This window comes from Corynebacterium glyciniphilum AJ 3170 (assembly GCF_000626675.1).
Taxonomy (GTDB): Bacteria; Actinomycetota; Actinomycetes; order Mycobacteriales; family Mycobacteriaceae; genus Corynebacterium; species Corynebacterium glyciniphilum.
The window spans coordinates 1476700-1498890 of sequence record NZ_CP006842.1; the positions used below are offsets into that span (position 1 = coordinate 1476700).

A 22191-nucleotide genomic window follows, 5' to 3' on the forward strand; every position below is an offset into this window, starting at 1 on the left:
CATGGACTTCGGGATACATGGAAAATGGGCCGTGATCGGAGCCTCCAGCCAGGGGCTGGGATTCGGATGTGCAGATGCACTGGCTGCTGAGGGGGTGAACCTCGTCGTGAACGCGCGCCGGGCAGCGCCACTGGCTGAGGCAGCTGACCGCCTGCGTTCGCACGGGGTGACGGTGCACGAGATCGTCGGCGATATCAGCGACCCGGCGGTCCGCTCGTCGTTGCTGGGTGCAGCCCCGCAGGTGGACATCCTCGTCACCAATGCCGGTGGGCCGCCGCCCGGCGACTTCCGTGACTGGGACGAGGATGACTGGTTCGCCGCGCTCAGGCAGAACATGCTGACCCCGGTCGAACTGATCAAGGCCACAGTGGACGGTATGGCGGACCGTGGGTTCGGGAGGGTCGTGAATATCACGTCCGGGGCAGTGAAAGCACCGATCGCACAACTCGGACTCTCCAACGGCGCTCGGAGCGGCTTGACCGGGTTTGTAGCCGGCGTGGCCCGGCAGCCACAACTCGCCACGGCGAATGTGACCGTGAACAACCTGCTCCCCGGGCGGTTCGCGACGGCGCGGTTGACGCAGACCGGAGGCGGTTCCGCACCCTCGCCCGACGGAATCCCGGCCGGACGGTTCGGTGACCCCGCAGAATTCGGGGCGACGTGTGCTTTCCTCTGTTCATCTCAGGCGGGCTACATCACCGGTCAGAATGTGCTCATTGACGGGGGAGTCTACCCGGGCACGCTGTGAACCCGCGGCGATCTGAGACACCAGGGCCGTGTCGGTTTGACGGGGTCAGAACCGACACAGCCCTACGGTGCCAGCAGAATGCGCGGATGAGCACACGCGACGGGTCAGTCGACCTCGCGCACGGCACCCTTGTCGGCGCTGGTGGCCATCTTCGCGTAGGCACGCAGCGCCTTGGTGACCTTGCGTTGGCGGGTAGCAGGCTTCCAGGGGTTCTCCGACGCATCCATCGCGTCGCGCCGTCGGGCGATTTCCTCGTCTGGCACGTCCAGAGTCAGCTGACGGTTGTGCACGTCGATTGTCACCGTGTCTCCGTTTTCGACCAGTCCGATAAGCCCACCACCAGCGGCTTCAGGGGAAACGTGGCCGACTGAGATGCCCGATGAACCACCGGAGAAGCGGCCGTCGGTGATCAGGGCACACTTTTTGCCCAATCCCGAGCCCTTCAAGAAAGCGGTCGGGTGCAGCATCTCCTGCATCCCAGGCCCGCCCGACGGGCCCTCGTAACGGACCACGATGACATCGCCCGGGGTGACCTTCTTCTTGAGGATCACGTCGACAGCCTCTTCCTGGGACTCCACCACCAGGGCGGGGCCGGAGAAATGCCAGAGGGACTCGTCGATACCGGCGGACTTGATCACAGCACCGTCGGGCGAGAGGTTTCCACGCAGGATGACCAGGCCGCCGTCGGAGGTGAAGGAGTGGTCGACATCGTGGATGCATCCGTTCTCGGCGTCGAGGTCCAGCTCGTCCCACGTGTTGTCGGTGGAGAAGGGTTCGGTGGTACGCACGCCCCCGGGAGCGGCGTGGTAGAGGTCCACGGCCTCTTGGCGGGGCGAGGCGGCGCTGACATCCCAGTCCTCGAGCCATTCGGCGAGGCTGGGGGAGTGGACGGTGTGTACGCCCTCGTTGAGCTTGCCGCCGCGCCACAGTTCACCGAGGATGCGGGGGATGCCACCGGCGCGGTGGACGTCCTCCATGTGGTAGTCGGAGTTCGGTGCGACTTTCGACAGGCAGGGGACGGACTTGGACAGGTCGTCGATGTCCTGCAGGTCGAAGTCGATCCCGCCTTCCTGGGCGGCGGCGAGGATGTGCAGCACCGTGTTCGTCGAACCACCCATGGCCATGTCGAGGGCCATGGCGTTCTGGAACGCCTCCTTGGTGGCGATGTTGCGGGGCAGCACGGAGGTGTCGCCGTCGCCGTAGTAGCGGTGACACAGGTCGACGATGACGCGGCCGGCGTCGCTGAACAGGGTGCGGCGGGCGGCGTGGGTGGCCAGCGTCGAGCCGTTGCCGGGCAGGGAGAGACCGAGAGCCTCGGTAAGACAGTTCATTGAGTTGGCGGTGAACATGCCGGAGCAGGAACCACAGGTGGGGCAGGCGGCCTGCTCCACGGTCATCAGCCCCTGGCGCGAGACCTGTTCGCTGGCGGACGCGGAGATCGAGGTGATCAAGTCGGTGGGGGCGTGCGCCACGCCGTCGACGATCACGGCCTTACCAGCTTCCATCGGTCCACCGGAGACGAAGACGACCGGGATGTTCAGACGCATCGCGGCATTGAGCATGCCAGGGGTGATCTTGTCACAGTTGGAGATGCATACGATGGCATCCGCCTGGTGGGCGTTGACCATGTACTCCACGGAGTCGGAGATGATCTCTCGGCTGGGCAGGGAGTACAGCATGCCGGAGTGTCCCATCGCGATGCCGTCGTCGACGGCGATGGTGTTGAACTCGCGGGCGACACCGCCGGCCTCTTGGACGGCTTCGGCGACGATGTCGCCGACATTCTTGAGGTGAACGTGCCCGGGCACGAACTGGGTGTAGGAGTTCGCGATCGCGATGATCGGTTTGTCGAAGTCACTGTCCTTCATGCCCGTGGCTCGCCACAGGGACCGCGCGCCGGCGGCGTTGCGTCCCTGGGTGGTCACTGATGACCGGTATGAGATCTCGTTCATGGTGGGAAAAGCGTCCTCTCGTCGGGCCTCGTGCAGCTGCCCGGCCCGTGGGCAGTCACGTCGGTGAATAGTGCAGGTGTGGGGGAACTGGTGTCCGGAGGACAGTCGTCAGCTGTTCTCGGACGGGGAGGGGGTTTCGTCCGGGTCGACGTTCGCGGCGCGGCGTCGTTCGAGTTCCTCACGTGCCATGTGGCTGGCCCGTCGTGCGGCCTCGTACTCGCCGTACTCTTCCTCGTCCATGAGGACGGCCAGACCGCTGTCGCGTTCGACGACCCGGACTTTCTCGTCGATGGCGGAGAGACTCGGGGTCACCGGGTCGGGAATCCTGCCTCCGGTCACTTCCGCCAGGGTCACCAGCGAGTTGAAGCTCACACCAGGGAGCGGGAAGGTCGTCTCGTTCGTGCTGACGGCGAGCGCCTTGCCTCCACGGGTGAATCGTAACGCTTCGAAGTCGTCCCACGCCAATGACTTTGACGGGCGAAGGAGGTAGCGCGCGGTGATCCCCCGTTCAGTGAATTCTGTGCGGGTGCGGAGGACGCCGATGATGAACAGAATCGGGAGCAGCGGGAGCCAGAAGAGGATCTTCGGTGCGTAGGCGATGCCGACGACGGACATCGCCAACATCAGGACGCCGGCGATCAGGTGTGCCTGGTCCGTCCGGACCTGGTACGGCAGTTCGGATGACTCCACAGAACTCATGGTTGTCCATTTAATCAGTCCGGAGCTACGACAGAAACATCGCCCGGACCATGGGGTCCGGGCGATGTCTGTGCGTCGCGGTGGAAACAGTGGCACTGGGGCCTTCGTCTACGGTGCGGTCGTTTCCCCCGACCCGGTGTCTCCACCGGAGGTGGAGTTCCGCTGGGCCTGGCCCTGGTTCTGGTCGGTGCCTCCGGTGGATTCCCCGGTACCGGTACCCGTATCGTCGCCACTGGTGTCGGTGGAGTTTCCGCCGGTGTTTCCCTGGGAACCGTTTCCGTCCCCTGATCCGCCAGTGTTACCCGTGGAGTCACCGGTGCCTCCGGTGTTCCCTGAGTTTCCTTGGTTCCCTGTGCCGTCGGTGTCACCTGTGTCACCGGTGTTGGTGTCACCGGTCTCACCCGGGTCTTCGCTGTCCTGGGGTACCTCGGTGTTCTGGGGAGCGTCGGTGTTGACTGAGTCGGCCGGCGGCTCGGTGCTCTCGGTCTCGTCGGTGGATTCCACAGCAGCACCGGTGTCCCGCCAGCGGTCGGGGGACAGGATTCCGGCCTGGCCGTCCTCCGGGTTGCTGGAGAACATCGCCAGCAGACCCACGATGACGAGCGCAATGAACAATCCGGCGGTGGACGGCCTGAACCGGCCGCCGAAGCTCAGCAGATTCTTCGTCTTGGATTTGTAGGGGCCGTCCACCAGCTCGGCGAGATCGGACTTGTCGGCACCATGGCCGTCACGTTCATCAGTGGCAGGCTCAGCTTCGGATGACGGAAGGACCTCGGTGGCGGGGTCGTCGGGATCCGGAAGCGTGGCAGCGCCTTCGGTGTCAATGACCTCGGTAGCGTCGTCGGTGTCGTTGTCGTCGATCGACATGTGATCACTGCCCGCGGTTGCGGCGGCGATCACACGGTCCGTATCAGCCTGGTTATCTCCCTGACTGTCGCCAGATGCAGCCGCGGCCGCCCCCGTCGTGTCTCTCTTCGTCTCAGCATGCTTCCCTGAGGCGCGTAGATCATCCGGAAGCTGGTCGCCAAGTTCAGCGCGAGCGGCGATCGCTTCGCCGGGTGCCTGGTAACGGTCCCAGAATGTGTTGACGAGGTTTGCACGGATAGCGCGCTCGGCGGCCCACTGTGTCGCCGGGCTGGTGTCGACGTTGACTCTCATGCCGACAGACCACGGTAATCCGGCTGCTGCCGGCGGTGTGATGCTGAGGGCAGGCTGCACCTCAATGTCTCCACGGATGCTGTCGCTGACCCCGGCAGTCTCGATGGCCTCCTTCGAGGCGCGTTCGACGAGGGAGAGCAGATCGGCCATGGATTCGTTATCGGTCATGGGCACGTCAAGGTCGACGACGGCCCTGGACCACTTCTGCGAGTAGTTGATGGTGACACTGGCCTTGCTATTCGGCACGGTGACCAGTTCACCCGCAGCGGTCCGGATCTGCGTCGACCGGAGGGTAAGCTTCACTACCGTTCCGGTGATCTGACCACTGGTGTCATCGAAGGTGACGACGTCGCCGACCCCGTAGTGCCGCTCCGAGATGATGAAGAATCCGGTCAGGAAGTCCCCGATGATGTTCTGCGAACCGAAACCGATGGCGGCGGAGACGACGGTGGCGGGGATGGCGGCACCCATCGCCGGCACGCCGAGGTTGGTCAAGGCCAGCAGCACGAGGACGAAGTAGGCGACGATCTCCAGTATGTAGACCAGCGCGCCGACGAGAGCGAGCTTCGATTTCGTCTCCTCTTGCCCGTGTTCCATCCGGTCGCTGAGGATGCGTACGGCCTGTCGACCGACACGCGGGACCAGGATGGCTGCTATCAACAGGGCAGACAGGGGCAGACCGTGCTGGATGATCCAGTCCCAGAGGGAGAACAAGAGGTATCTAACGTCCATCATGGGTGACACGGTAGCGCGTGATTCTTGGGATTTGCTGGATCGTTCTCCGGGTGAAACCTCATCCCAGCTCTGTTCATGCAGTGAGATTGGGGGTATCAGCGGGTGGGAAAATTTCTCATTTTTCATTGACCAGGGGGCCGGACTCCACTATGGTCATTGGTTATGACGACGTTCCTGATTCTTGTATCCGCCGGGCGCTAGAGCCCCTGCGGTCACTTCGCGGAACAATCTGGCGCCCCCGCCCCGTACCCCGGGTAGCGGGGGCACAGTCGGTTCTACGGCGGAACCACACCTCTCGAGACCTCGAATGTCGGACATCCACAACACATGACCACCAAAAGGAGTGCACGGACGGTGAATGACACCTCACGCCCACACCCCAGTCCTGCGACAGTCGCTGCCTCAGGACGCAGCCGTAAGCCTGAACGCATCAATGGCGCCCAGGCGGTAGTCCGTTCCCTCGAGGAGCTGGGCACCGACGTCGTCTTCGGCCTCCCCGGTGGTGCGGTACTCCCGCTCTACGAGGCTCTCTACGGGTCCGAGAAGCTCAACCACATCCTCGTCCGCCACGAGCAGGGTGCAGGTCACGCTGCCACCGGCTATGCCCAGGTCTCCGGGGAAGTCGGAGTGTGCATCGCTACGTCCGGGCCCGGTGCGACGAACCTGGTTACTCCACTTGCCGACGCCAACATGGATTCCGTCCCGATCGTGGCGATCACCGGACAGGTCGGCAGCCATCTCCTGGGAACCGACGGTTTCCAGGAAGCTGACATCCGCGGCATCACGATGCCGATCACGAAACACAGCTTCATGGTGACCCGTCCCGAAGAGATCCCGGCGGCAATCGCCGAGGCCTTCCACGTGGCCAGCACAGGCCGTCCGGGTGCGGTGTTGGTCGATATTCCTAAGGACGTGCAGAATGCGGAGCTGGACTTCGTCTGGCCACCGTCCTACCGGTTGCCGGGGTATCACCCGGTGACCACCCCGCACTCGCGCCAGATCGAGGAAGCGGCACGCCTCATTGCCGAGGCGAAGCGTCCTGTCATCTATGCCGGCGGTGGAGTCCTGAAAGCCAATGCGCACAAGGAACTCCTCGCCTTCGCCGAAGCCACCGGTGTGCCGGTGACGACGACGCTGATGGCTCTGGGTGTGTTCCCGCAGTCGCACCCGCAGTTTCTCGGTATGCCCGGAATGCACGGCACGGTTCCCGCCGTGGCGGCCTTGCAGAAGTCCGACCTCATCCTCGCGCTCGGTGCGCGGTTCGACGACCGCGTCACCGGTGATGTCGATTCGTTCGCTCCCGGCGCCAAAGTCATCCACGCCGACATCGATCCCGCGGAGATCGGCAAGATCCGCGAGGTCAACGTGCCGATCGTCGGCGACGCCCGCGAGGTGCTCGTCGCACTGCGACAGGCGATGGAGGCGCGACCGCAGGAGCAGGACATAGCTCGCTGGACGGCGTACCTGGACGGTCTCAAGGAGGACTTCCCTCCGGGCTACGACGAGCCGGAGGACGGGAAGCTCGCACCGCAGTACGTCCTCGAGCAGCTCACGGACGCAGCAGGCCCGGAGGCCGTCTATGTCGCAGGCGTCGGTCAGCACCAGATGTGGGCCGCGCAGTTCCTGAGGTTCGAGAAGCCGCGCACCTGGCTGAATTCCGGTGGTCTGGGAACCATGGGATACTCGGTCCCCGCCGCGATGGGAGCCAAGGCCGCCGCGCCCGACACCGAAGTGTGGGCCGTGGACGGCGACGGCTGCTTCCAGATGACCAACCAGGAACTCGTCACCTGCGCCGTCGAAGGCCTGCCGATCAAGATCGCCCTGATCAACAACGGCAATCTCGGCATGGTGCGGCAGTGGCAGACACTGTTCTTCGACGGTCACTACTCCCACACCAATCTCAAGCCAGGCGAGAACTACCTCCCGGACTTCGTGGGGCTCGCGGAATCGATGGGATGCGCCGCCTTCCGGGTCACGGAGAAGGACGACGTGGCGGCGACGATCGCCAAGGCCCGTGAGATCAACGACCGCCCCGTCGTCATCGACTTCATTGTTGGTGAGGACGCACAGGTCTGGCCGATGATCTCCGCTGGCGCGTCCAATGACGAAGTCCAGTACGTCCGCGACCTGCGACCCTTGTTCGAGCAGGAGCAGTCCGCCGCAGAGGATCCCGAGGAAATCCGCAAGATCGTCGAGGAAGGCGAGGAGAACTAATGTCTCAAGTCCACACTCTGAGTGTCCTGTGTGAGGATGTCGACGGCATCGCGTCCCGTATTACCGGGATGTTCACCCGCCGAGCCTTCAGCATCATTTCGATCGCCTCGGGCCAGACCGAGGTCGCCGGCGTCAACCGCTTCACCATCCAGGTGGAAGGGGAGGACCACGTGATCGAACAGATCACCAAGCAGCTCAACAAGCTGATCCCTGTGATCAAGGTCAGCCGCCACGACCCGGACTCCATCGTGTGCCGGGGTCTGATGTTGGTGAAAGTCTCCGCTGACAACTCCAACCGCACCCAGGTGGTCGAGTCGGCCAAGTTGTTCCGGGCGCATGTCGTCGACGTGGGTCCGGAGTCCGTGGTCATCGAGGCGACCGGAACGCCGACGAAGCTCAAGGCGCTGCTGGAGGTCCTGGAACCCTTCGGGATCCGGGAGCTCGTGGAGTCCAGCGTGACCGCGGTCAGTCGCGGCCAGAAGGCGATGTACCCCGCGAAACTCTGATCGCCTGCGCCCATTCACGGGGTGGGATACCCTGTCTCACCCTCTGATACTTGTTGCTGATACGATGGCAGACACTGAACGCTCCATCCGGTTCTTGAACCGATTCATCCCCGTTTTTCCACGAAAGGCTGTACCTCATGGCAATTGACGTTTTCTACGACGACGACGCTGACCTGTCGATCATCCAGGGCCGCAAGGTTGCCGTGCTCGGCTACGGTTCGCAGGGGCACGCTCACGCCCAGAACCTGCGCGACTCCGGTGTTGAGGTCGTCATCGGCCTGCGCGAGGGCTCGAAGTCCGCTGCCAAGGCTGAAGAGGCCGGATTCAAGGTCCTCTCCAATGCCGATGCTGCGGCTTGGGCCGACGTTGTCATGGTGCTGGTGCCCGACACCACCCAGGCCACCGTCTACGCCGAAGACATCGCACCGAACCTGGAGGACGGCAACGCCGTGTTCTTCGGGCACGGACTGAACATCCACTTCGAGCTGATCAAGCCGGCGGACAACGTCACTGTCGCCATGGCTGCTCCGAAGGGGCCGGGGCACCTGGTCCGTCGCCAGTTTGTCGACGGTAAGGGCGTGCCCTGCCTGATCGCTGTCGAGCAGGATCCGAAGGGTGAGGGCCGCGACCTGGCGCTGTCCTATGCTGCCGCCATCGGTGGTGCACGCGCTGGCGTCATCCCGACCACTTTCGAGGCGGAGACCGTCACTGACCTGTTCGGCGAGCAGGCTGTGCTCTGCGGCGGCACCGAGGAGCTCGTCAAGACCGGCTTCGAGGTTCTCACCGAGGCCGGCTACGAGCCGGAGATGGCCTACTTTGAGTGCCTGCACGAGCTGAAGCTGATCGTGGACCTGATGTTCGAGGGCGGCATCGCCAACATGAACTACTCGGTCTCCGACACCGCGGAGTTCGGCGGTTACCTCTCCGGCCCGCGCGTCATCGACGCCGGCACCAAGGACCGCATGAAGGACATCCTGTCCGACATCCAGGACGGCACCTTCACCAAGCGACTGATCGCCAACGTGGAAGGTGGTAACAAGGAGCTCGAGGGCCTGCGCGCCGACTACGCCAAGCACCCGATCGAGACCACCGGCACCAAGCTGCGCGATCTCATGAGCTGGGTCAAGAACCCACTCGACGCCACCGCGTAGTCTGACCAGCTAAGTACCGGATTCCGGTACTACCTTCAGGTGCCTGGATCCCGCAGAAAGCCCGCGCCCGATGGCGCTGGAGTATACGCGAAGCAGACCCCCACGGAACACCAGTTCCGTGGGGTCTGCTTGTTCAGTTGGGGGCGATGGCTGTTGTCTGCAGAGTTTTGTCTGCCACGGACTGGTGGTGCCTCGGGGAGCCCTCACGGACCGCGTGAGACAGGTGGCAGAATTCGGCACCTGGGACCACACAGCCCCCGCGTGGCGTCCGTGATGCCCGTGGTGGGGACGACGCCATCCCGTCCGGCGCCACTGAGACGCATGCCGGTCATGGCCCCGAGTCGACGACTCGCTCCTTACTGATAATGATTACGGTACCCAAAAATTGCCATTGACCTGCGAGGTCGAGGGAACTACTGTGAGGTTCCACCGTTAATGACAATGGAGGTTCCTGATGGGGCACGACCACTCTCACGACCACGAGACCGGACACGGGCACAGTCACGCCACGCAGGTCCGCGGAAAGGCCCTCTGGATCGTCATCGCGATGACCTCCACGATCTTCGTGGCCCAGGTCATCGGCGGAGTGGTGTCCGGATCCCTGGCATTGCTCGCTGATGCAGGTCACATGCTGTCGGATGCGGGTGGGCTCGTTGTCGCGGCACTGGCGATGATGGTCGGGTCGCGTCCGGCGACGGCTCGGTCCACCTACGGATTCCGCCGTGCGGAAGTGCTGGCTGCGGCAGTCAACGCCGGGGCTGTTGCGGTGATCGGTGTGTGGATCGCCGTTGCAGCGTTCCGACGTATGGGAGAGGGGCCGGAGGAGATTCAGACCGGGCTGATGCTCGCCGTCGCCGTGGTGGGGCTGCTGGCCAACGTCGTGTCGGCGGTTATCCTCCACCGCAATGCAGGGGAGTCACTGAACATGAAGGGTGCCTATCTCCACGTCCTTGTGGATCTCCTGGGGTCGGTGGCCGTTATCGTCGCCGCACTCGTCATCGCTGGCACCGGATGGTACTGGGTGGACGCAGCGGCCTCGCTGATCATTGCCGCGATGATTCTTCCGCGGGCATGGTCCTTGATGAAGGAGGCCGGCACCGTCCTGATGGAGCAGGTGCCGACGGGGGTGGACCCCGTGGAGGTGCAGGAGGCAGTCAGTGCGACAGACGGAGTCTACGGTTCACACGACCTGCATATCTGGTCGGTAGACGGGGAGTCGTCGATGGCGACGGTTCATGTGGTGACCACCGGAGACGAACATGCTGTACGCAAGGGGGTCAAGAAGGTCTTTGAAGACCGGGGGATCGGCCATGTGACCGTCCAGACAGAGGCGGCAGCGGTGCGGGAGGCCTCCCCACGGGTATGTGATACCGGGTGCGGGGAGATCTGCAGGCCGTAGGTGTCAGGCCGTGAGCCCCATGGCCAGGGCGATCAGCACCATGACGATGCCGAATGCCCACGCAATCGGGAAAGTCAGCTTGATGTGCTTGCCGATGGTGCCGCCGGACAGGCCGATGGCCAGCCACAGAGCGGGGGAGAAGGGGCTGACGAAGGTGCCGATGATGTTGCCGATGATCAGGGCGGCTGCGGCGCCGCTTCCGGAGACACCGAATGACGCCACGGTTTCCTGGACCACAGGCAGCACCGAGAAGTAGTAGGCGTCGGTGGATGTCAGCAGGTCGAGCGGAACGCCGAGAAGGCCGACGATTACGTGCAGCTGTGAGCCCACGGAATCCGGGAGAATGTGGAGCAGACTGAGGGCGATCTCCTCGAGCATGCCGGACTCGTTCAGAACGCCGAGGAACATGGCGGCGGCGAGGATGACTCCGGCCATGGAGAGCGCGTTCGGGGCGTGACGTTTCAAGGTGTCTGCCTGCTCCCCGGAGAGCGGGAAGTTGACGACGAGGGCGATGGCGGTGCCGACGAGGAAGACCGGTCCCGGCTCGATCCAGCCGGACATGAGGAGAACGAGCATAGCGACCGACAGGACGATGTTGAAGACCGTGACCCACCTGCCGGTCCGCATCTGCGCACCGATCTCTTCCTGCTTCTCTTTCTCACGCGCGATGAAGTCTGCAGCGAGACTGTGGACGTCCACGTCGTCGGTGCCGACGAACTCGGGTGTCTTGCGGAGTTTGGCGATGCGGCGCTGCTCCTTGAGGCCGAGCAACGCGGCAATCACGAAAACGAGTACCAGGGCAATGCCCTGCAGCGGCAGGATGTGCTGCCAGAGTTCGACCGGGGTCTGGTCGACCACGGAGGCCGCGCGACCGATCGGACCCGCCCACGGCACCATGTTCATCACAGAGGCTGCGGTGGCCACGATGGCCAGCAGCACGTACCGGGACATGTGCATGGCCTTGTACAACGGCAGCAACGCGGGAATAGTGATCAGGAAGGTCGTGGCACCGGCACCGTCGAGGTGCACGACCATACCGATGGCGGCAGTGCCCAGTGCCACCAGGATGACGTTGCCGCGGGTGGCGATGATCAGACCCTTTACCAGCGGGGTGAACAGGCCGGTATCACTGAGTATTCCGAAGTAGATGATCGCGAAGATGAACATCACCACGACGTTCATCACCGAACCGAGACCGGACTCGTAGAATTCGCCGATGCTCTTGATGCCGTAGCCGGCGATGATGGCGCCCACGACCGGGACAAGCGTCATCACGACGGTGGGGTTACTCCTGCCGCGCAGCAGGATGCCGACGGTGACGATGATAATTCCCAGGCCTATGGCTGTTAGCCCGCCAGGTGACTGCATCGTTTCAGTGAATGAGTCCATGTGGGTCTCCTCAAGAAAGATAGGTGAACCAACACAGTATGGCAGTGTGGGATGGTCTCTGTCACAACGCCTGTTCGCGGTAGTCGTCATCACGATGTCGGGGGGTTTGTGAACGTGATGGGCAAAGACGTACTAAGCTGTCCATGTCGCACGTCACCCCTGGGCTTTTCGGTGTGGGGAGTCAGGCGTGGGCCCTGACCTCTCCGACGCGGTCGTGCCGGAGGGGTCGGGACATGCACATCCGTCAGGAGTATCCGTGAGTCAGAATTCCCGTCCCGTCGTTCTCATCGCCGACAAGCTCGCCCAGTCCACCGTGGACGCGCTGGGGGACTCCGTCGAGGTCCGTTGGGTTGACGGCCCGAACCGCCCTGAACTGCTGGAGGCGGTCAAGGGCGTTGACGCACTCCTGGTCCGCTCCGCCACCACTGTTGATGCGGAAGTACTTGAGGCCGCCCAGAATCTGCAGATCGTGGGCCGCGCTGGAGTGGGTCTGGACAACGTCGACATCGACGCCGCCACCGCCAAGGGTGTGATGGTCGCCAATGCGCCGACGTCCAACATCCACTCCGCCTGTGAGCACGCGATCTCGCTGCTGCTGTCGACGGCACGCCAGATTCCTGCTGCGGACCGGACCCTGCGCGAGCACGAATGGAAGCGGTCCTCCTTCCAGGGGGTCGAGATCTTCGGCAAGACTGTGGGTATCGTCGGGTTCGGCCACATCGGACAGCTTTTTGCCCAGCGCCTCGCAGCGTTCGAGACCGACATCATCGCCTACGATCCCTACGCCAACCCGGCCCGTGCCGCGCAGCTCGGCGTGGAGCTCGTCGAACTCGATGAACTTGTCGGTCGGTCCGATTTTGTGACGATCCACCTGCCCAAGACCAAGGAGACCGCCGGCATGTTCAATGCCGAGCTGTTGGCCAAGGCAAAGGAGGGGCAGATCATCATCAACGCAGCCCGCGGCGGGCTGGTTGACGAGCAGGCGTTGGCTGATGCCATCAAGAGCGGCCCCGTTCGTGGTGCCGGCTTCGACGTGTACTCGTCCGAGCCCTGCACCGATTCACCGCTCTTCGAACTCGACGAGGTAGTTGTGACCCCGCACCTGGGTGCTTCCACGGTGGAGGCCCAGGACCGTGCGGGCACCGATGTCGCAGCATCAGTGCTGAAGGCGCTGGCCGGTGATTTCGTGCCTGACGCCGTCAACGTCACCGGTGGCAAGGTCAGTGAGGAAGTTGCGCTCTGGCTCGGTCTGGCGACCAAGCTCGGCAAGGTTGCCTCGGGTCTGCTGGATGACGCAGTCACCTCCGTGAACGTCGAAGCGCGCGGTGAGCTGTCCTCCGAGAATGTCGATGCACTGGGGCTGTCCGCTCTGCGCGGGGTCTTCTCCGGTGTGGTGGATGAGCAGGTCACCTTTGTCAATACGCCGCAGATTGCCTCGGAGCGGGGCGTGAACCTTGCGGTCACCACTGCTGACGAGTCGGTGACCCACCGTTCCGTCCTCGAGGTCACCGTCGTCACCGGTGACGGCACATCGGTGTCCGTCATCGGTGCGCTGACCGGACTCGAGCGTGTGGACAAGATCGTCCGGATCAACGGACGTGGTCTGGACCTGCGCGCTCAGGGGCTGAACCTGTTCCTCAACTACACGGACCAGCCGGGCGCGCTGGGCACCGTCGGCACTTTCCTGGGGCGCGCCGGCATCAACATCGACGCAGCTGCCCTGACTCAGGATGCGGACCAGGGGTCGGCCACGTTGGTGCTGCGTGTCGAGAAAGAGATTCCGCAGGACCTGCAGGATCAGATCGCTGACTCCTTGTCGGCATCACGTGCTGTGCTGCTCGACCTGAGCTAGGCGAGTATCAGAGTCATCGTCACCCCCGGGCCTTCTATGAGAGGCCCGGGGGATTGATGTATGTGCGCGGGGGTGGGCGTCGGGGGGATGGTTAGGTAAATAACTATCTTATGGTTTACACTGGGTCTCGTGACTGACAACAATGCTGCCAACCACACTCCCGCCTACGTCCCGACGGACGAGGACAACCGATTCGCCCATGAATTCCGTGACGCACTCCGCGAAGGCCTGCACATGGCGCGGCTGCTTGATCACCGGGGGAGCCTGACTCTTACCCAGTTGGGCATTCTCAACACGCTGACCGAGGAGCCTCACTCCATAGGTCTGCTTGCTCGCATCAACGGAATGACCCAGCCGGGTATGACCCAGCAGATCGACAAACTGGAGCGCGCCGGTGTCGTCCGCCGCGTTCGCAGTCCCCGGGATGCCCGGGTCACCCTGGTCGAGATTACGGACGAAGGACGGTCCACGCGGACGAGGGACAACACTCTGCGCAACGACGCGCTGGCCGAGCACTTCGACCTGCTCGACGAGGACGGACGGCGACGCATTGCCGACGCACTGGAACCGCTGACGAAGTTCGCCAGCGCGTACATTCGCCGGGTCAGTGAAGACACTCCGAAGAACGATGCTCCGAGAACGATGGAAAGGCACGACCGCGAATGAGACAAGACACCCAGGAGGCCACGCTCAACGGCGCGACACTCGAATCAGAGAAGACGTCAATGATGCGGCAGCCTGTCGCGGTGTGGGCGACCGCCCTGGCCTGCGTCTTCGCCTTCATGGGTATCGGGCTTGTTGACCCGATCCTTCCCGCCATTGCAGAGAACCTTGATGCGGGAGCGTCAGAAGTCTCCCTGCTGTTTACCAGCTACTTCGCGGTCACCGCAGTGATGATGTTGGTCACAGGCGCTGTCTCCAGCCGCATCGGCGGCAAGAAGACGCTGCTGTCGGGCCTCGCGCTCATTGTTATCTTCGCCGGGCTGGCAGGAACCTCGAACAGCGTCGGTGAACTTGTCGGCTACCGCGCGGGATGGGGCCTGGGCAACGCCCTCTTCGTGGCAACCGCGCTCGCCGTGATCGTGTCGGTGGCCAGCGGTGGTCGCGCGGTCGCCATCATTCTCTACGAGGCGGCACTGGGGCTCGGTATGGCGGCCGGGCCGTTGCTGGGGGCGGCGCTCGGTTCGCTGAACTGGCGTGGGCCGTTCTTCGGAACCGCGGCGTTGATGCTCATCGCCCTGGTCGTTCTCCTGTTCAAGCTGCCTGCCACGCCGCCGCCGGCAGAGAAGACCAGCCTCTCGGCACCGTTGAAGGCACTCAGGCACCGGGGCCTCTTCGGAGTTTCCTTCTCCGCCCTGTTCTACAACTTCGGTTTCTTCACCGTTCTGGCCTATACACCGTTCATCCTCGGTTTCGGCGAGATCGGCATCGGTGCAGTGTTCTTCGGGTGGGGCTGCTGCCTGGCCGTGTTCTCCGTGTTCATCGCTCCGCTGATCCAGAACCGCATTGGTGCGGCGAATACGACGATGACGACACTGGTCGGCCTGCTGCTGATCTACGTCCTGCTCGGCGTGTTCCACGACACCACCCCGGTTGTGGTGGCACTTGTGGTGATCTCCGGCGCGTTACTGGGCATCAACAATACGATGTATACCGAGATGGCCATGAGTGTCTCGGACGCTCCGCAGCCGGTGGCGTCGGCAGGCTACAACTTCGTCCGGTGGATGGGTGGAGTCATCGCTCCGTTCACCGCCACCAAGCTCGGGGAAGGAGTCGGCGTCTCGGTGCCGTACTATGTCGCTGCCGTGGTAGCCGTTCTCGCCGTCATCGTTATGCTGGCCTCCCGCAACCACGTCGAAGCGCACGGTCCTGAGGCTGTCTGACCGAGTCAGGCGTCAGCGGCGGCAGGGGAGGGGGGTCCGTCGCCACTCGACGAGGGCCGTCACCGCGAATGCGGTCACGATGAGAAAACCCCAGAGTACCCACATATTGTCCATGGGGGCGGACATGTGCTGCTGCCCGATGAACGACCAGTGCACCGAGATCTGATGGCTGACGAACGGGATCATCGCCACGTAGACCACCAGTACGCCTACGGCCGTTGTTGCCTGGGCCACTGCCCAGGAACGTATGCGCCCGCCCGTCGATGACGGCGCCGATCTCACTCCCAGGTCCACCAGGCACACGACCAGGGGCACAAGCCACACCCAATGGTGGTGCCAGGAGAACGGGGACACGAGACAGGCGGTGATGCCACCCAGTGCCATGACCAAAGGCTGGTTGTCGTGGCGGGTCGCCCACCGGACCGCGGCGTACAACAGGATGACCACGACCGCGCAGGCGAGCAGCCATACGGCGGTGCCGAGTGTGGTTTCACCGAATGTTCGCTCTGTGAAGCCCTTCAACGACTGTGACGCGGAGATGGTGTCGCTGCCGATCCGTGTCGAGTCGAATATCGCAGACGTCCAGAAGCGCATGGCGTCTGGCACGGTCAGAAGCCCGACGACTACGGTCACCACGAACGTGACGGTCGCGGTCGCGGCGTCACGCCAGCGGCGTTGCATCAAAAAGACCAGGATGAAGAATGCCGGCGTCAGCTTCAGGCCCGCGGCAATTCCGACGCCGATCCCGGTGAACCGGTCTCTGGTGCGCAGGAAATCCAGGGAGACCAACAGCATCAGCAGCATGTTGATCTGGCCGTAGAAGAAGCTGTCCCTGACAGGCGACAGTGCCAGCGCAGCGAGTGCGGCGGCTGAACCCAGAGCCACGGTCCCGGCGTCAAGTCGGTAACCACGACGGACGAGTGTGCCGAGAATGACACAGACCAGAGCGCCGATGCAGGCAAGCTGCCAGAATGTGGCCGACATCTCTGCAGGTGCGACGGCGAGCCCACGGAAGAGTGTGCCGGCGAACGGGGGGTAGGTGAACGGGAGTGGGCCGTACAGCGCGCCATCGTAGATATTGCCGTGGTGGGCAAGGGCTTCACCAGCGCGGAAGTAGACCATGAAGTCGGTCGGTACCTTGTAGAGGTCCAGTGCACGTCCGAAGACCACCGGGCGTGTCTCGCGATAGGCCACAAGGGAGACCACCGCGATGAGTGCGAGGGTCAGCACGGTCCGTCCACCGAGCCGCCGGGCGGGGACGAGGGGTGAGTCCTGGGCAGTCGGTGGAGCGGCGACAGAGGTGCCGGAGGAAGTTGTCAAGGCCGGAGCCTTTCGGGAGAAGTTTCGTAGGATGAAAGTAGAGTGTAGCGCTGTCGCACCGGGAGACGCGCAAGGCGGGACCGGAGGCGTGGTATTCTGACCGAGAATTTCCAACGATGTGAGACAAGAAAGCGAGAAGGGGTCCACAGAATGAAACTCGCGGTCATTGCCGGAGACGGAATCGGCACCGAAGTCACTGCCGAAGCTCTCAAGGTCCTCGAGGCAGTCACCGGTGATGAGACTGTCGACGTCACGGATTTTGATCTCGGGGCGCGTCGATACCTGCGCAACGGCGAGCTTCTCACTGATGCAGACCTCGCCTCACTGCGCGACCACGATGCGATCCTCCTGGGGGCCATCGGTGATCCGCGTACAGTACCTGCCGGGGTACTGGAGCGCGGGTTGCTCCTGCCGCTGCGTTTCACTCTCGATCACGCGGTGAACCTGCGTCCGGCGAAGCTCTATCCGGGGTCGTCCTCTCCGCTGGCGCATCCCGGTGAGATCGACTTCGTGGTCGTCCGCGAAGGCACCGAGGGGTTGTACTGCGGTAACGGCGGCACGCTGCGGGTGGGAACCGACCACGAGGTGGCCAGTGAAGTCAGCCAGAACACCTGGTACGGGGTGGAGCGGGTCGTGCGTGACGCATTCGGTAGGGCACAGGAGCGGACGGGCAAGCTGACGCTGGTGCACAAGACCAATGTGCTGGTCAACGCAGGTGGCCTGTGGGCTCGTGCAGTGGAAACCGTGGGTGCGGAGTTCCCGGACGTGACGGTCGACTACTGTCACATCGACGCAGCCACGATCTACATGGTCACTGACCCGGGCAGGTTCGACGTCATCGTCACCGACAACCTCTTCGGCGACATCCTCACGGACCTGGCGGGTGCGGTCACCGGGGGTATCGGTCTGGCCGCGTCGGGAAACATCGACCCGTCACGCCGCAGTCCCTCGATGTTCGAGCCCGTGCACGGTTCCGCGCCCGACATCGCAGGGCAGGGGATCGCGGACCCCTGTGCGGCGATTCTGTCGGTCGCGCTGCTACTGCGGCACCTGGCCGGCGACGAGGGCGAGAACGCGGAACTGCGGAACACCCAGGCGGATGCGATCGAGGCCGCGGTCCTCACAGAGGCAGGCTCCCGTGACGGCTCCCCGGTGCGCACGGTGGACGTGGGCGACCGGGTGGCAGCGGCGGTCCGGTAAACACCCGGATACGGCGAGATGCGGAGGAACCACGCGGTTCAGCGTCCGGAGTGCCGCAGCCACGTCAGGACGGCACGTACCCGACGATTCTCGTCTGACGGCGCCATGCCCAACTTCATGAAGACATTGGCGACGTGTTTGCTCACCGCACCAGCGGACAGGAAGAGCTTTTCGCCGATCTGCGTGTTTGAATGCCCGGCGGCCATGTGCTCGAGGACTTCACGTTCGCGGTCCGTGAGATCCTCGATACCGCTGTGTCGCGCACTCACCAGAGCCTTGACCACCTCCGGATCGACGACGGTACCGCCTTCGGCGACGCTGGCAATCGCCGTGAGGAAGTCATTGACGTCCGCAACACGTTCCTTGAGCAGGTAACCGAAGCCCCCGTGGTCCAGCAAGTCATCAAGGTAAGCCGCTGCGACGTACTGCGAGAGCATCACCGCCGGCAGTATGTCGCCGGATTCCGTCAACTCCTTGCGGAGTCGGTGGACAGCGGCGAGCCCGTCGTCAGACATCGTCGGTGGCATCCGGACGTCACTGACGATGAGATCGGGTCGCTGGTCGCGGGCATCGGTGATCAGGGCATCAGCGTCTGCCACGGCAGTCACCTCATGTCCAGCCGCACGAAGCAGGCCGGCCAGGCCTTCCCTGAGCAAGGACGTGTCTTCAGCGAGAAGGATGTTCATGGCAGTGTCATCTCCAGTCGGGTTGTCCAGTTGTCCGCAGGGGACGGTGTGAGTGTCACGGTGCCTCCGAGTGCGGCAGCCCGTTCCCGGAGCCCGGCCAGACCGGTACCGCTGGTGCCGCTGGTGGACATCAGAGGAGAGTCGTCATCGAGGCCAACACCGTTGTCGTCGATGCTGAGTACCGTGGAGTCCCGCTCGTTCTTTAACCTGATCCGGAGTTCATCGGCATGCGCGTGCCGTACCGCATTCGTCATCCCCTCGGCGGAGCAGTGGTAGAGCAGGAGCGCCGAGGTGTCCGTGAGTTGTTCTGTCGCGACCGTCCGCAGGTCGACGACCTCACCGTCGATGCCGGAGTGGGCGACGAGTTCCTGCAGGGCTTCATGCAAACCTCTGTCAGCCAGAACTTGCGGGTAGATTCCACGCACAGTCGTCCGGAGTGCATCGAGAGCCCGTCTGGCGTTGACCTTGATGTTCTCCAGTTCGCGGGTGATGTCTCCGCCGTTTCCCGCCGTCAGTTCGACGGTCGCAACGTTGAGTTGCAGAGCAGTCAGGTACTGTTGCGGGCCGTCGTGAAGCTCCCGTTCGATCCGGTGTCGCTCACCGGTGAATGCATCAGCCAGGACCGCGCGGGACCGGGTAAGCTCAGCAACTTCTTCCGACGTGGTGGTGTTGGACAGGACGGCGGATGCGACAGAGCAGCCGGTGATCAGCCACGAGGCATAGAGAAGCAACAGCGCGCCGCAGATGGTCAGGGTCCAGCACACGGTGAACACTGCAGGTGCCCAGCCGGTCTCCCAGAACCCGAATGAGAGGTTCCCTCCGACCGAGTTGCGGTAGAAGAACGGAATCACCGCGAGGAAGACGGTGATGGTGCCGAGCGCGACCACCAGGGCGAAAGCCGCGAACGCGAGAAGCAATTGCGCAAGGAGCTCCATTGCCTGCGGCCAGTCGAACCAGCGGTTCGCCCGTCGTCGCGGTACCCGTACCTTCATCCACCGGGCGGCGAGCCGTCCGACCAGGTCCGCCACTCTGGCGCTCAGTGGCAGCCAGGGGAGAAGGATCACCGTCGCCACAAGTCCCGGGATGAAAGCCACTGCCAGACACAGTGTCCACCCAAGTGCCCTCCATACAGGCTGGCCGGTCAGAAACCGCCAGGGCCAGATGCTGAAGCCGTCCGGCCAGTAATGTCGCGGAGGGTCAGCTGTACCGGGCGTCGTGGTCACCCCTCGACTGTAACGCGTGCCCCGACCACACCGCGGTAGAGCTGGCTCCACCTTTTCCCGGGTGCCTGTGCCATGGGCGAGTTGCGGCCGACAGGCTGGGATGGGTGATCATGGACAATCACATAACGTGCACTGAGTTGACCAAACGCTTCGGCTCCCGGACCGTCATCGACCGACTGTCAGTCACCGCGAGAGTCGGCGAGGTCACAGCGCTTGTCGGACCGTCTGGCGCAGGAAAGACCACGCTGTTGAATATGATGGCAGGACTGGACCGGCCGACGTCCGGCGTGGTTTCTTCTCCTGGAAGGCGGACACGGAGCTTCATCTTCCAGGATTTCAATCTGCTGGACTCCATGAACGCCCGTGACAATGCATTGCTCACGCGACGCCTTGTGGGGAAAAGGGTGCGGAAGAAAGATGTGGACACCGTCTTCGGCAGGCTCGGAATCGACGGTCTGCAGCGGCACTTTCCTCATCAGTTGTCGGGGGGCCAACAGCAGAGGGTGGCGGTCGCCAGGGTTCTGATAGCCGAGACCCCTTATATTTTCGCTGATGAACCGACGGCTGCGCTGGATCCTGCGAGTACGTCAGTAGTACTGCAGAGTCTGCGTGCGGCGGCAGACTCCGGCGTGGCTGTCGTCATGGTGTCACACCAGCGGGACAATCTGCGGATTGTCGACCGCACGGTGGACGTGGTCAACGGTTCGACCGCCCGGGTCAGGTCCTGATGGTCAGCGCCATCCTGACGACAGCGTGGTCCGATGTCCGTGCCACCCGGTACTCCTGGTTCGCTGTGGCGGTCACGTTGGCGGCTGCGGGGGCAGCTACGGCGTATTCGTTGGCGTTCCTCATTGACGGCGAGCAAGGCGCCGCAGAAGTCGGGGGCACACTTCTCGGTTTTGCGCTGATCGGGACGGTCTGTGCGACGACGTCCATCACCGGACTCGTCGTGAATGAGCGTCGACGCACCTACGCCCGGTGGAAACTGGTGGGGATGTCAGGTGCAGCTGCGTTCACAGTGGTGATGGTCCAGGTACTCACGGTCACGATGATTGCAGTAGTCCCGGGAACATTGCTGGCTTGTCCACTGGTCCCGTGGGCCGCAGGCTACTTCGCAGTTCAGGGAGCCCCGCTCGGTGACCCGGACGTCGGACTCGACGTCATCGTCATCGCTGTCGCCATCTGCATGGGCGCAGTTGTCCTGGGGAGCGTAGGCAAAGTGTTGGCGGTGTCCCGGGTGCGCCCGGTCGCTGCGCTGCGAACGGCGGTCGCCCCCACAGCCCGGCCTGGAATCCTCGCCACCGCCTGGAGTCTCATGATGGCAGTTGCGTTGGTCATGTTTCTCACGTCGGATGAAATCCACGAAGAGGGTGCGGTGCTCGGCGTCCAGGTCATCGTCCTGCTGACTGTTCTCCCCGTGACCGGATGGCTGTCTCTGGCGTTGCTGCACTGGACCAGGCTGCTCCACATCTTCGGACCGTCCGCGAGGGTGGCCGCAGGTGGCTCACGGATTCGTTCAGCGTTCACGAACGCCCAGGTACTACCGTGGTTTCTCCTGGCGGGACTGATCGTCGGTATCGGGTCACCGATGATGGTGTTGGTACGGGCCGATGGAGCGGAGTTGACGGGGGCGGAACTTCTCGTGCCGATGCTGGCGCCGGCAGTCATACCACCGTTGGCCGCCGGAATCGCGTCAATACTGGTGCTGAGTCCGAGGATGAGGACCGATGTCCGCGTACTGATCGGTGCAGGCGCGGGAAGACGGCATCTTCTCGGGGTGATCGGGTGGGAGTCCCTCGTGGTGGTGGTCAGCGCGGGGATGCTGACATTGGCCGTCACCGTTCCCGGAATCGCGGTGGCGAATGCGGTGTACAGAGGTGAACCATGGCCCCCGAACTGGTGGACAGATATTCTGTGGGTACCTTTCGGAGTCATAGCCGGGGCAATGTGGCTTCTTATCTCGGCTGTGTCCTTCCTGATGCGACCGACATTGCATGAGAAAGGGGGTGGAGCCAGCTCCCGTCATCGTCTGAGCCCCTTAAACTCCAGGGCGGTTCTCCCGCACAGTGGATGACA

At 63.6% G+C, this 22191-nt stretch carries 18 protein-coding genes; 11 read left to right on the plus strand and 7 right to left on the minus strand.

Annotated features, from left to right (window positions below):
- Position 1 precedes the first annotated feature (1 nt).
- The gene (locus CGLY_RS06970; protein ID WP_038547870.1) at positions 2 to 748 is read left to right on the plus strand and encodes an SDR family oxidoreductase; all 747 of its coding nucleotides are present in this window, start codon (positions 2 to 4) and stop codon (positions 746 to 748) included.
- Between the two features lie 104 nt (positions 749 to 852).
- Here CGLY_RS06970 and ilvD read toward each other — a convergent pair whose 3' ends face one another.
- The 3 genes from ilvD to CGLY_RS17760 all read right to left on the minus strand — a co-directional run bounded on the left by ilvD (position 853) and on the right by CGLY_RS17760 (position 5292).
- Positions 853 to 2700: a dihydroxy-acid dehydratase gene (gene ilvD / locus CGLY_RS06975; protein ID WP_038547872.1), complete on the minus strand. Its 1848-nt coding sequence runs from the start codon at positions 2698 to 2700 to the stop codon at positions 853 to 855.
- 108 nt (positions 2701 to 2808) lie between these two features.
- Positions 2809 to 3399 (minus strand): PH domain-containing protein, encoded by a 591-nt coding sequence (locus tag CGLY_RS06980; RefSeq protein WP_038547874.1) that lies wholly within the window; start codon positions 3397 to 3399, stop codon positions 2809 to 2811.
- A gap of 108 nt (positions 3400 to 3507) precedes the next feature.
- A complete protein-coding gene (locus CGLY_RS17760) occupies positions 3508 to 5292 on the minus strand; it encodes a mechanosensitive ion channel family protein (protein WP_227590417.1) in 1785 nt (594 codons plus the stop codon).
- A gap of 354 nt (positions 5293 to 5646) precedes the next feature.
- Here CGLY_RS17760 and CGLY_RS06990 point away from each other — a divergent pair, with 354 nt between their 5' ends.
- From CGLY_RS06990 to CGLY_RS07005, 4 genes are all read left to right on the plus strand, one after another.
- On the plus strand, positions 5647 to 7506 hold the full coding sequence (locus CGLY_RS06990) for an acetolactate synthase large subunit (RefSeq protein ID WP_038547877.1): 1860 nt from the start codon (positions 5647 to 5649) through the stop codon (positions 7504 to 7506).
- Positions 7506 to 8012 carry an acetolactate synthase small subunit gene (gene ilvN / locus CGLY_RS06995; RefSeq protein ID WP_038547880.1) on the plus strand — a complete coding sequence of 169 codons (507 nt, stop codon included), beginning with the start codon at positions 7506 to 7508 and terminating at the stop codon, positions 8010 to 8012. Before CGLY_RS06990 ends, ilvN begins: the two co-directional genes overlap by 1 nt.
- Before the next feature lie 137 nt (positions 8013 to 8149).
- Positions 8150 to 9163: a ketol-acid reductoisomerase gene (gene ilvC / locus CGLY_RS07000; RefSeq protein ID WP_038547883.1), complete on the plus strand. Its 1014-nt coding sequence runs from the start codon at positions 8150 to 8152 to the stop codon at positions 9161 to 9163.
- Between the two features lie 454 nt (positions 9164 to 9617).
- The gene (locus CGLY_RS07005) at positions 9618 to 10562 is read left to right on the plus strand and encodes a cation diffusion facilitator family transporter (RefSeq protein ID WP_052539819.1); all 945 of its coding nucleotides are present in this window, start codon (positions 9618 to 9620) and stop codon (positions 10560 to 10562) included.
- Positions 10563 to 10565: 3 nt separating this feature from the next.
- Here CGLY_RS07005 and CGLY_RS07010 read toward each other — a convergent pair whose 3' ends face one another.
- Complete coding sequence (locus CGLY_RS07010; RefSeq protein ID WP_038551845.1) at positions 10566 to 11930, minus strand: CitMHS family transporter; 1365 nt, start codon at positions 11928 to 11930, stop codon at positions 10566 to 10568.
- Between the two features lie 277 nt (positions 11931 to 12207).
- Here CGLY_RS07010 and serA point away from each other — a divergent pair, with 277 nt between their 5' ends.
- The 3 genes from serA to CGLY_RS07025 all read left to right on the plus strand — a co-directional run bounded on the left by serA (position 12208) and on the right by CGLY_RS07025 (position 15686).
- A complete protein-coding gene (serA, locus tag CGLY_RS07015; protein WP_038547886.1) occupies positions 12208 to 13803 on the plus strand; it encodes a phosphoglycerate dehydrogenase in 1596 nt (531 codons plus the stop codon).
- Between the two features lie 129 nt (positions 13804 to 13932).
- Positions 13933 to 14469, plus strand: coding sequence for a MarR family winged helix-turn-helix transcriptional regulator (locus CGLY_RS16710; RefSeq protein ID WP_052539821.1), 537 nt, complete (start codon positions 13933 to 13935; stop codon positions 14467 to 14469).
- Positions 14466 to 15686: an MFS transporter gene (locus CGLY_RS07025; protein ID WP_038547889.1), complete on the plus strand. Its 1221-nt coding sequence runs from the start codon at positions 14466 to 14468 to the stop codon at positions 15684 to 15686. The genes CGLY_RS16710 and CGLY_RS07025 overlap by 4 nt, the downstream gene beginning before the upstream one ends.
- A gap of 12 nt (positions 15687 to 15698) precedes the next feature.
- On the opposite strand, the gene CGLY_RS07030 is transcribed toward CGLY_RS07025, so the two are convergent.
- The gene (locus CGLY_RS07030) at positions 15699 to 17006 is read right to left on the minus strand and encodes a glycosyltransferase 87 family protein (RefSeq protein WP_144313648.1); all 1308 of its coding nucleotides are present in this window, start codon (positions 17004 to 17006) and stop codon (positions 15699 to 15701) included.
- A gap of 150 nt (positions 17007 to 17156) precedes the next feature.
- On the opposite strand from CGLY_RS07030, the gene CGLY_RS07035 reads away from it, so the two are divergent.
- Positions 17157 to 18206: a 3-isopropylmalate dehydrogenase gene (locus CGLY_RS07035; protein ID WP_038547892.1), complete on the plus strand. Its 1050-nt coding sequence runs from the start codon at positions 17157 to 17159 to the stop codon at positions 18204 to 18206.
- A 38-nt stretch (positions 18207 to 18244) separates the two neighbouring features.
- Here the strand turns inward: CGLY_RS07035 and CGLY_RS07040 are convergent, their stop codons facing one another.
- Together CGLY_RS07040 and CGLY_RS07045 are read right to left on the minus strand one after the other, a co-directional pair.
- Positions 18245 to 18892 carry a response regulator transcription factor gene (locus tag CGLY_RS07040; protein WP_038547895.1) on the minus strand — a complete coding sequence of 216 codons (648 nt, stop codon included), beginning with the start codon at positions 18890 to 18892 and terminating at the stop codon, positions 18245 to 18247.
- Positions 18889 to 19986 carry a sensor histidine kinase gene (locus CGLY_RS07045; RefSeq protein WP_052539825.1) on the minus strand — a complete coding sequence of 366 codons (1098 nt, stop codon included), beginning with the start codon at positions 19984 to 19986 and terminating at the stop codon, positions 18889 to 18891. The genes CGLY_RS07040 and CGLY_RS07045 overlap by 4 nt, the downstream gene beginning before the upstream one ends.
- A 239-nt stretch (positions 19987 to 20225) precedes the next feature.
- On the opposite strand from CGLY_RS07045, the gene CGLY_RS07050 reads away from it, so the two are divergent.
- Positions 20226 to 20843: an ABC transporter ATP-binding protein gene (locus CGLY_RS07050; RefSeq protein ID WP_038551855.1), complete on the plus strand. Its 618-nt coding sequence runs from the start codon at positions 20226 to 20228 to the stop codon at positions 20841 to 20843.
- Positions 20843 to 22189 carry an FtsX-like permease family protein gene (locus CGLY_RS07055; protein WP_038547898.1) on the plus strand — a complete coding sequence of 449 codons (1347 nt, stop codon included), beginning with the start codon at positions 20843 to 20845 and terminating at the stop codon, positions 22187 to 22189. Before CGLY_RS07050 ends, CGLY_RS07055 begins: the two co-directional genes overlap by 1 nt.
- Positions 22190 to 22191: the final 2 nt, after the last annotated feature.

Coding starts and splice junctions, on each gene's coding strand:
- CGLY_RS07040 (WP_038547895.1), bottom strand. CDS start 18,892: ATGAACATCCTTCTCGCTGAAGACACGTCCTTGCTCAGGGAAGGCCTG.
- ilvC (WP_038547883.1), top strand. CDS start 8,150: ATGGCAATTGACGTTTTCTACGACGACGACGCTGACCTGTCGATCATC.
- CGLY_RS07035 (WP_038547892.1), top strand. CDS start 17,157: ATGAAACTCGCGGTCATTGCCGGAGACGGAATCGGCACCGAAGTCACT.
- CGLY_RS07025 (WP_038547889.1), top strand. CDS start 14,466: ATGAGACAAGACACCCAGGAGGCCACGCTCAACGGCGCGACACTCGAA.
- CGLY_RS07010 (WP_038551845.1), bottom strand. CDS start 11,930: ATGCAGTCACCTGGCGGGCTAACAGCCATAGGCCTGGGAATTATCATC.
- CGLY_RS06970 (WP_038547870.1), top strand. CDS start 2: ATGGACTTCGGGATACATGGAAAATGGGCCGTGATCGGAGCCTCCAGC.
- CGLY_RS17760 (WP_227590417.1), bottom strand. CDS start 5,292: ATGATGGACGTTAGATACCTCTTGTTCTCCCTCTGGGACTGGATCATC.
- CGLY_RS06980 (WP_038547874.1), bottom strand. CDS start 3,399: ATGAGTTCTGTGGAGTCATCCGAACTGCCGTACCAGGTCCGGACGGAC.
- ilvN (WP_038547880.1), top strand. CDS start 7,506: ATGTCTCAAGTCCACACTCTGAGTGTCCTGTGTGAGGATGTCGACGGC.
- ilvD (WP_038547872.1), bottom strand. CDS start 2,700: ATGAACGAGATCTCATACCGGTCATCAGTGACCACCCAGGGACGCAAC.
- CGLY_RS07005 (WP_052539819.1), top strand. CDS start 9,618: ATGGGGCACGACCACTCTCACGACCACGAGACCGGACACGGGCACAGT.
- CGLY_RS07055 (WP_038547898.1), top strand. CDS start 20,843: ATGGTCAGCGCCATCCTGACGACAGCGTGGTCCGATGTCCGTGCCACC.
- CGLY_RS07050 (WP_038551855.1), top strand. CDS start 20,226: ATGGACAATCACATAACGTGCACTGAGTTGACCAAACGCTTCGGCTCC.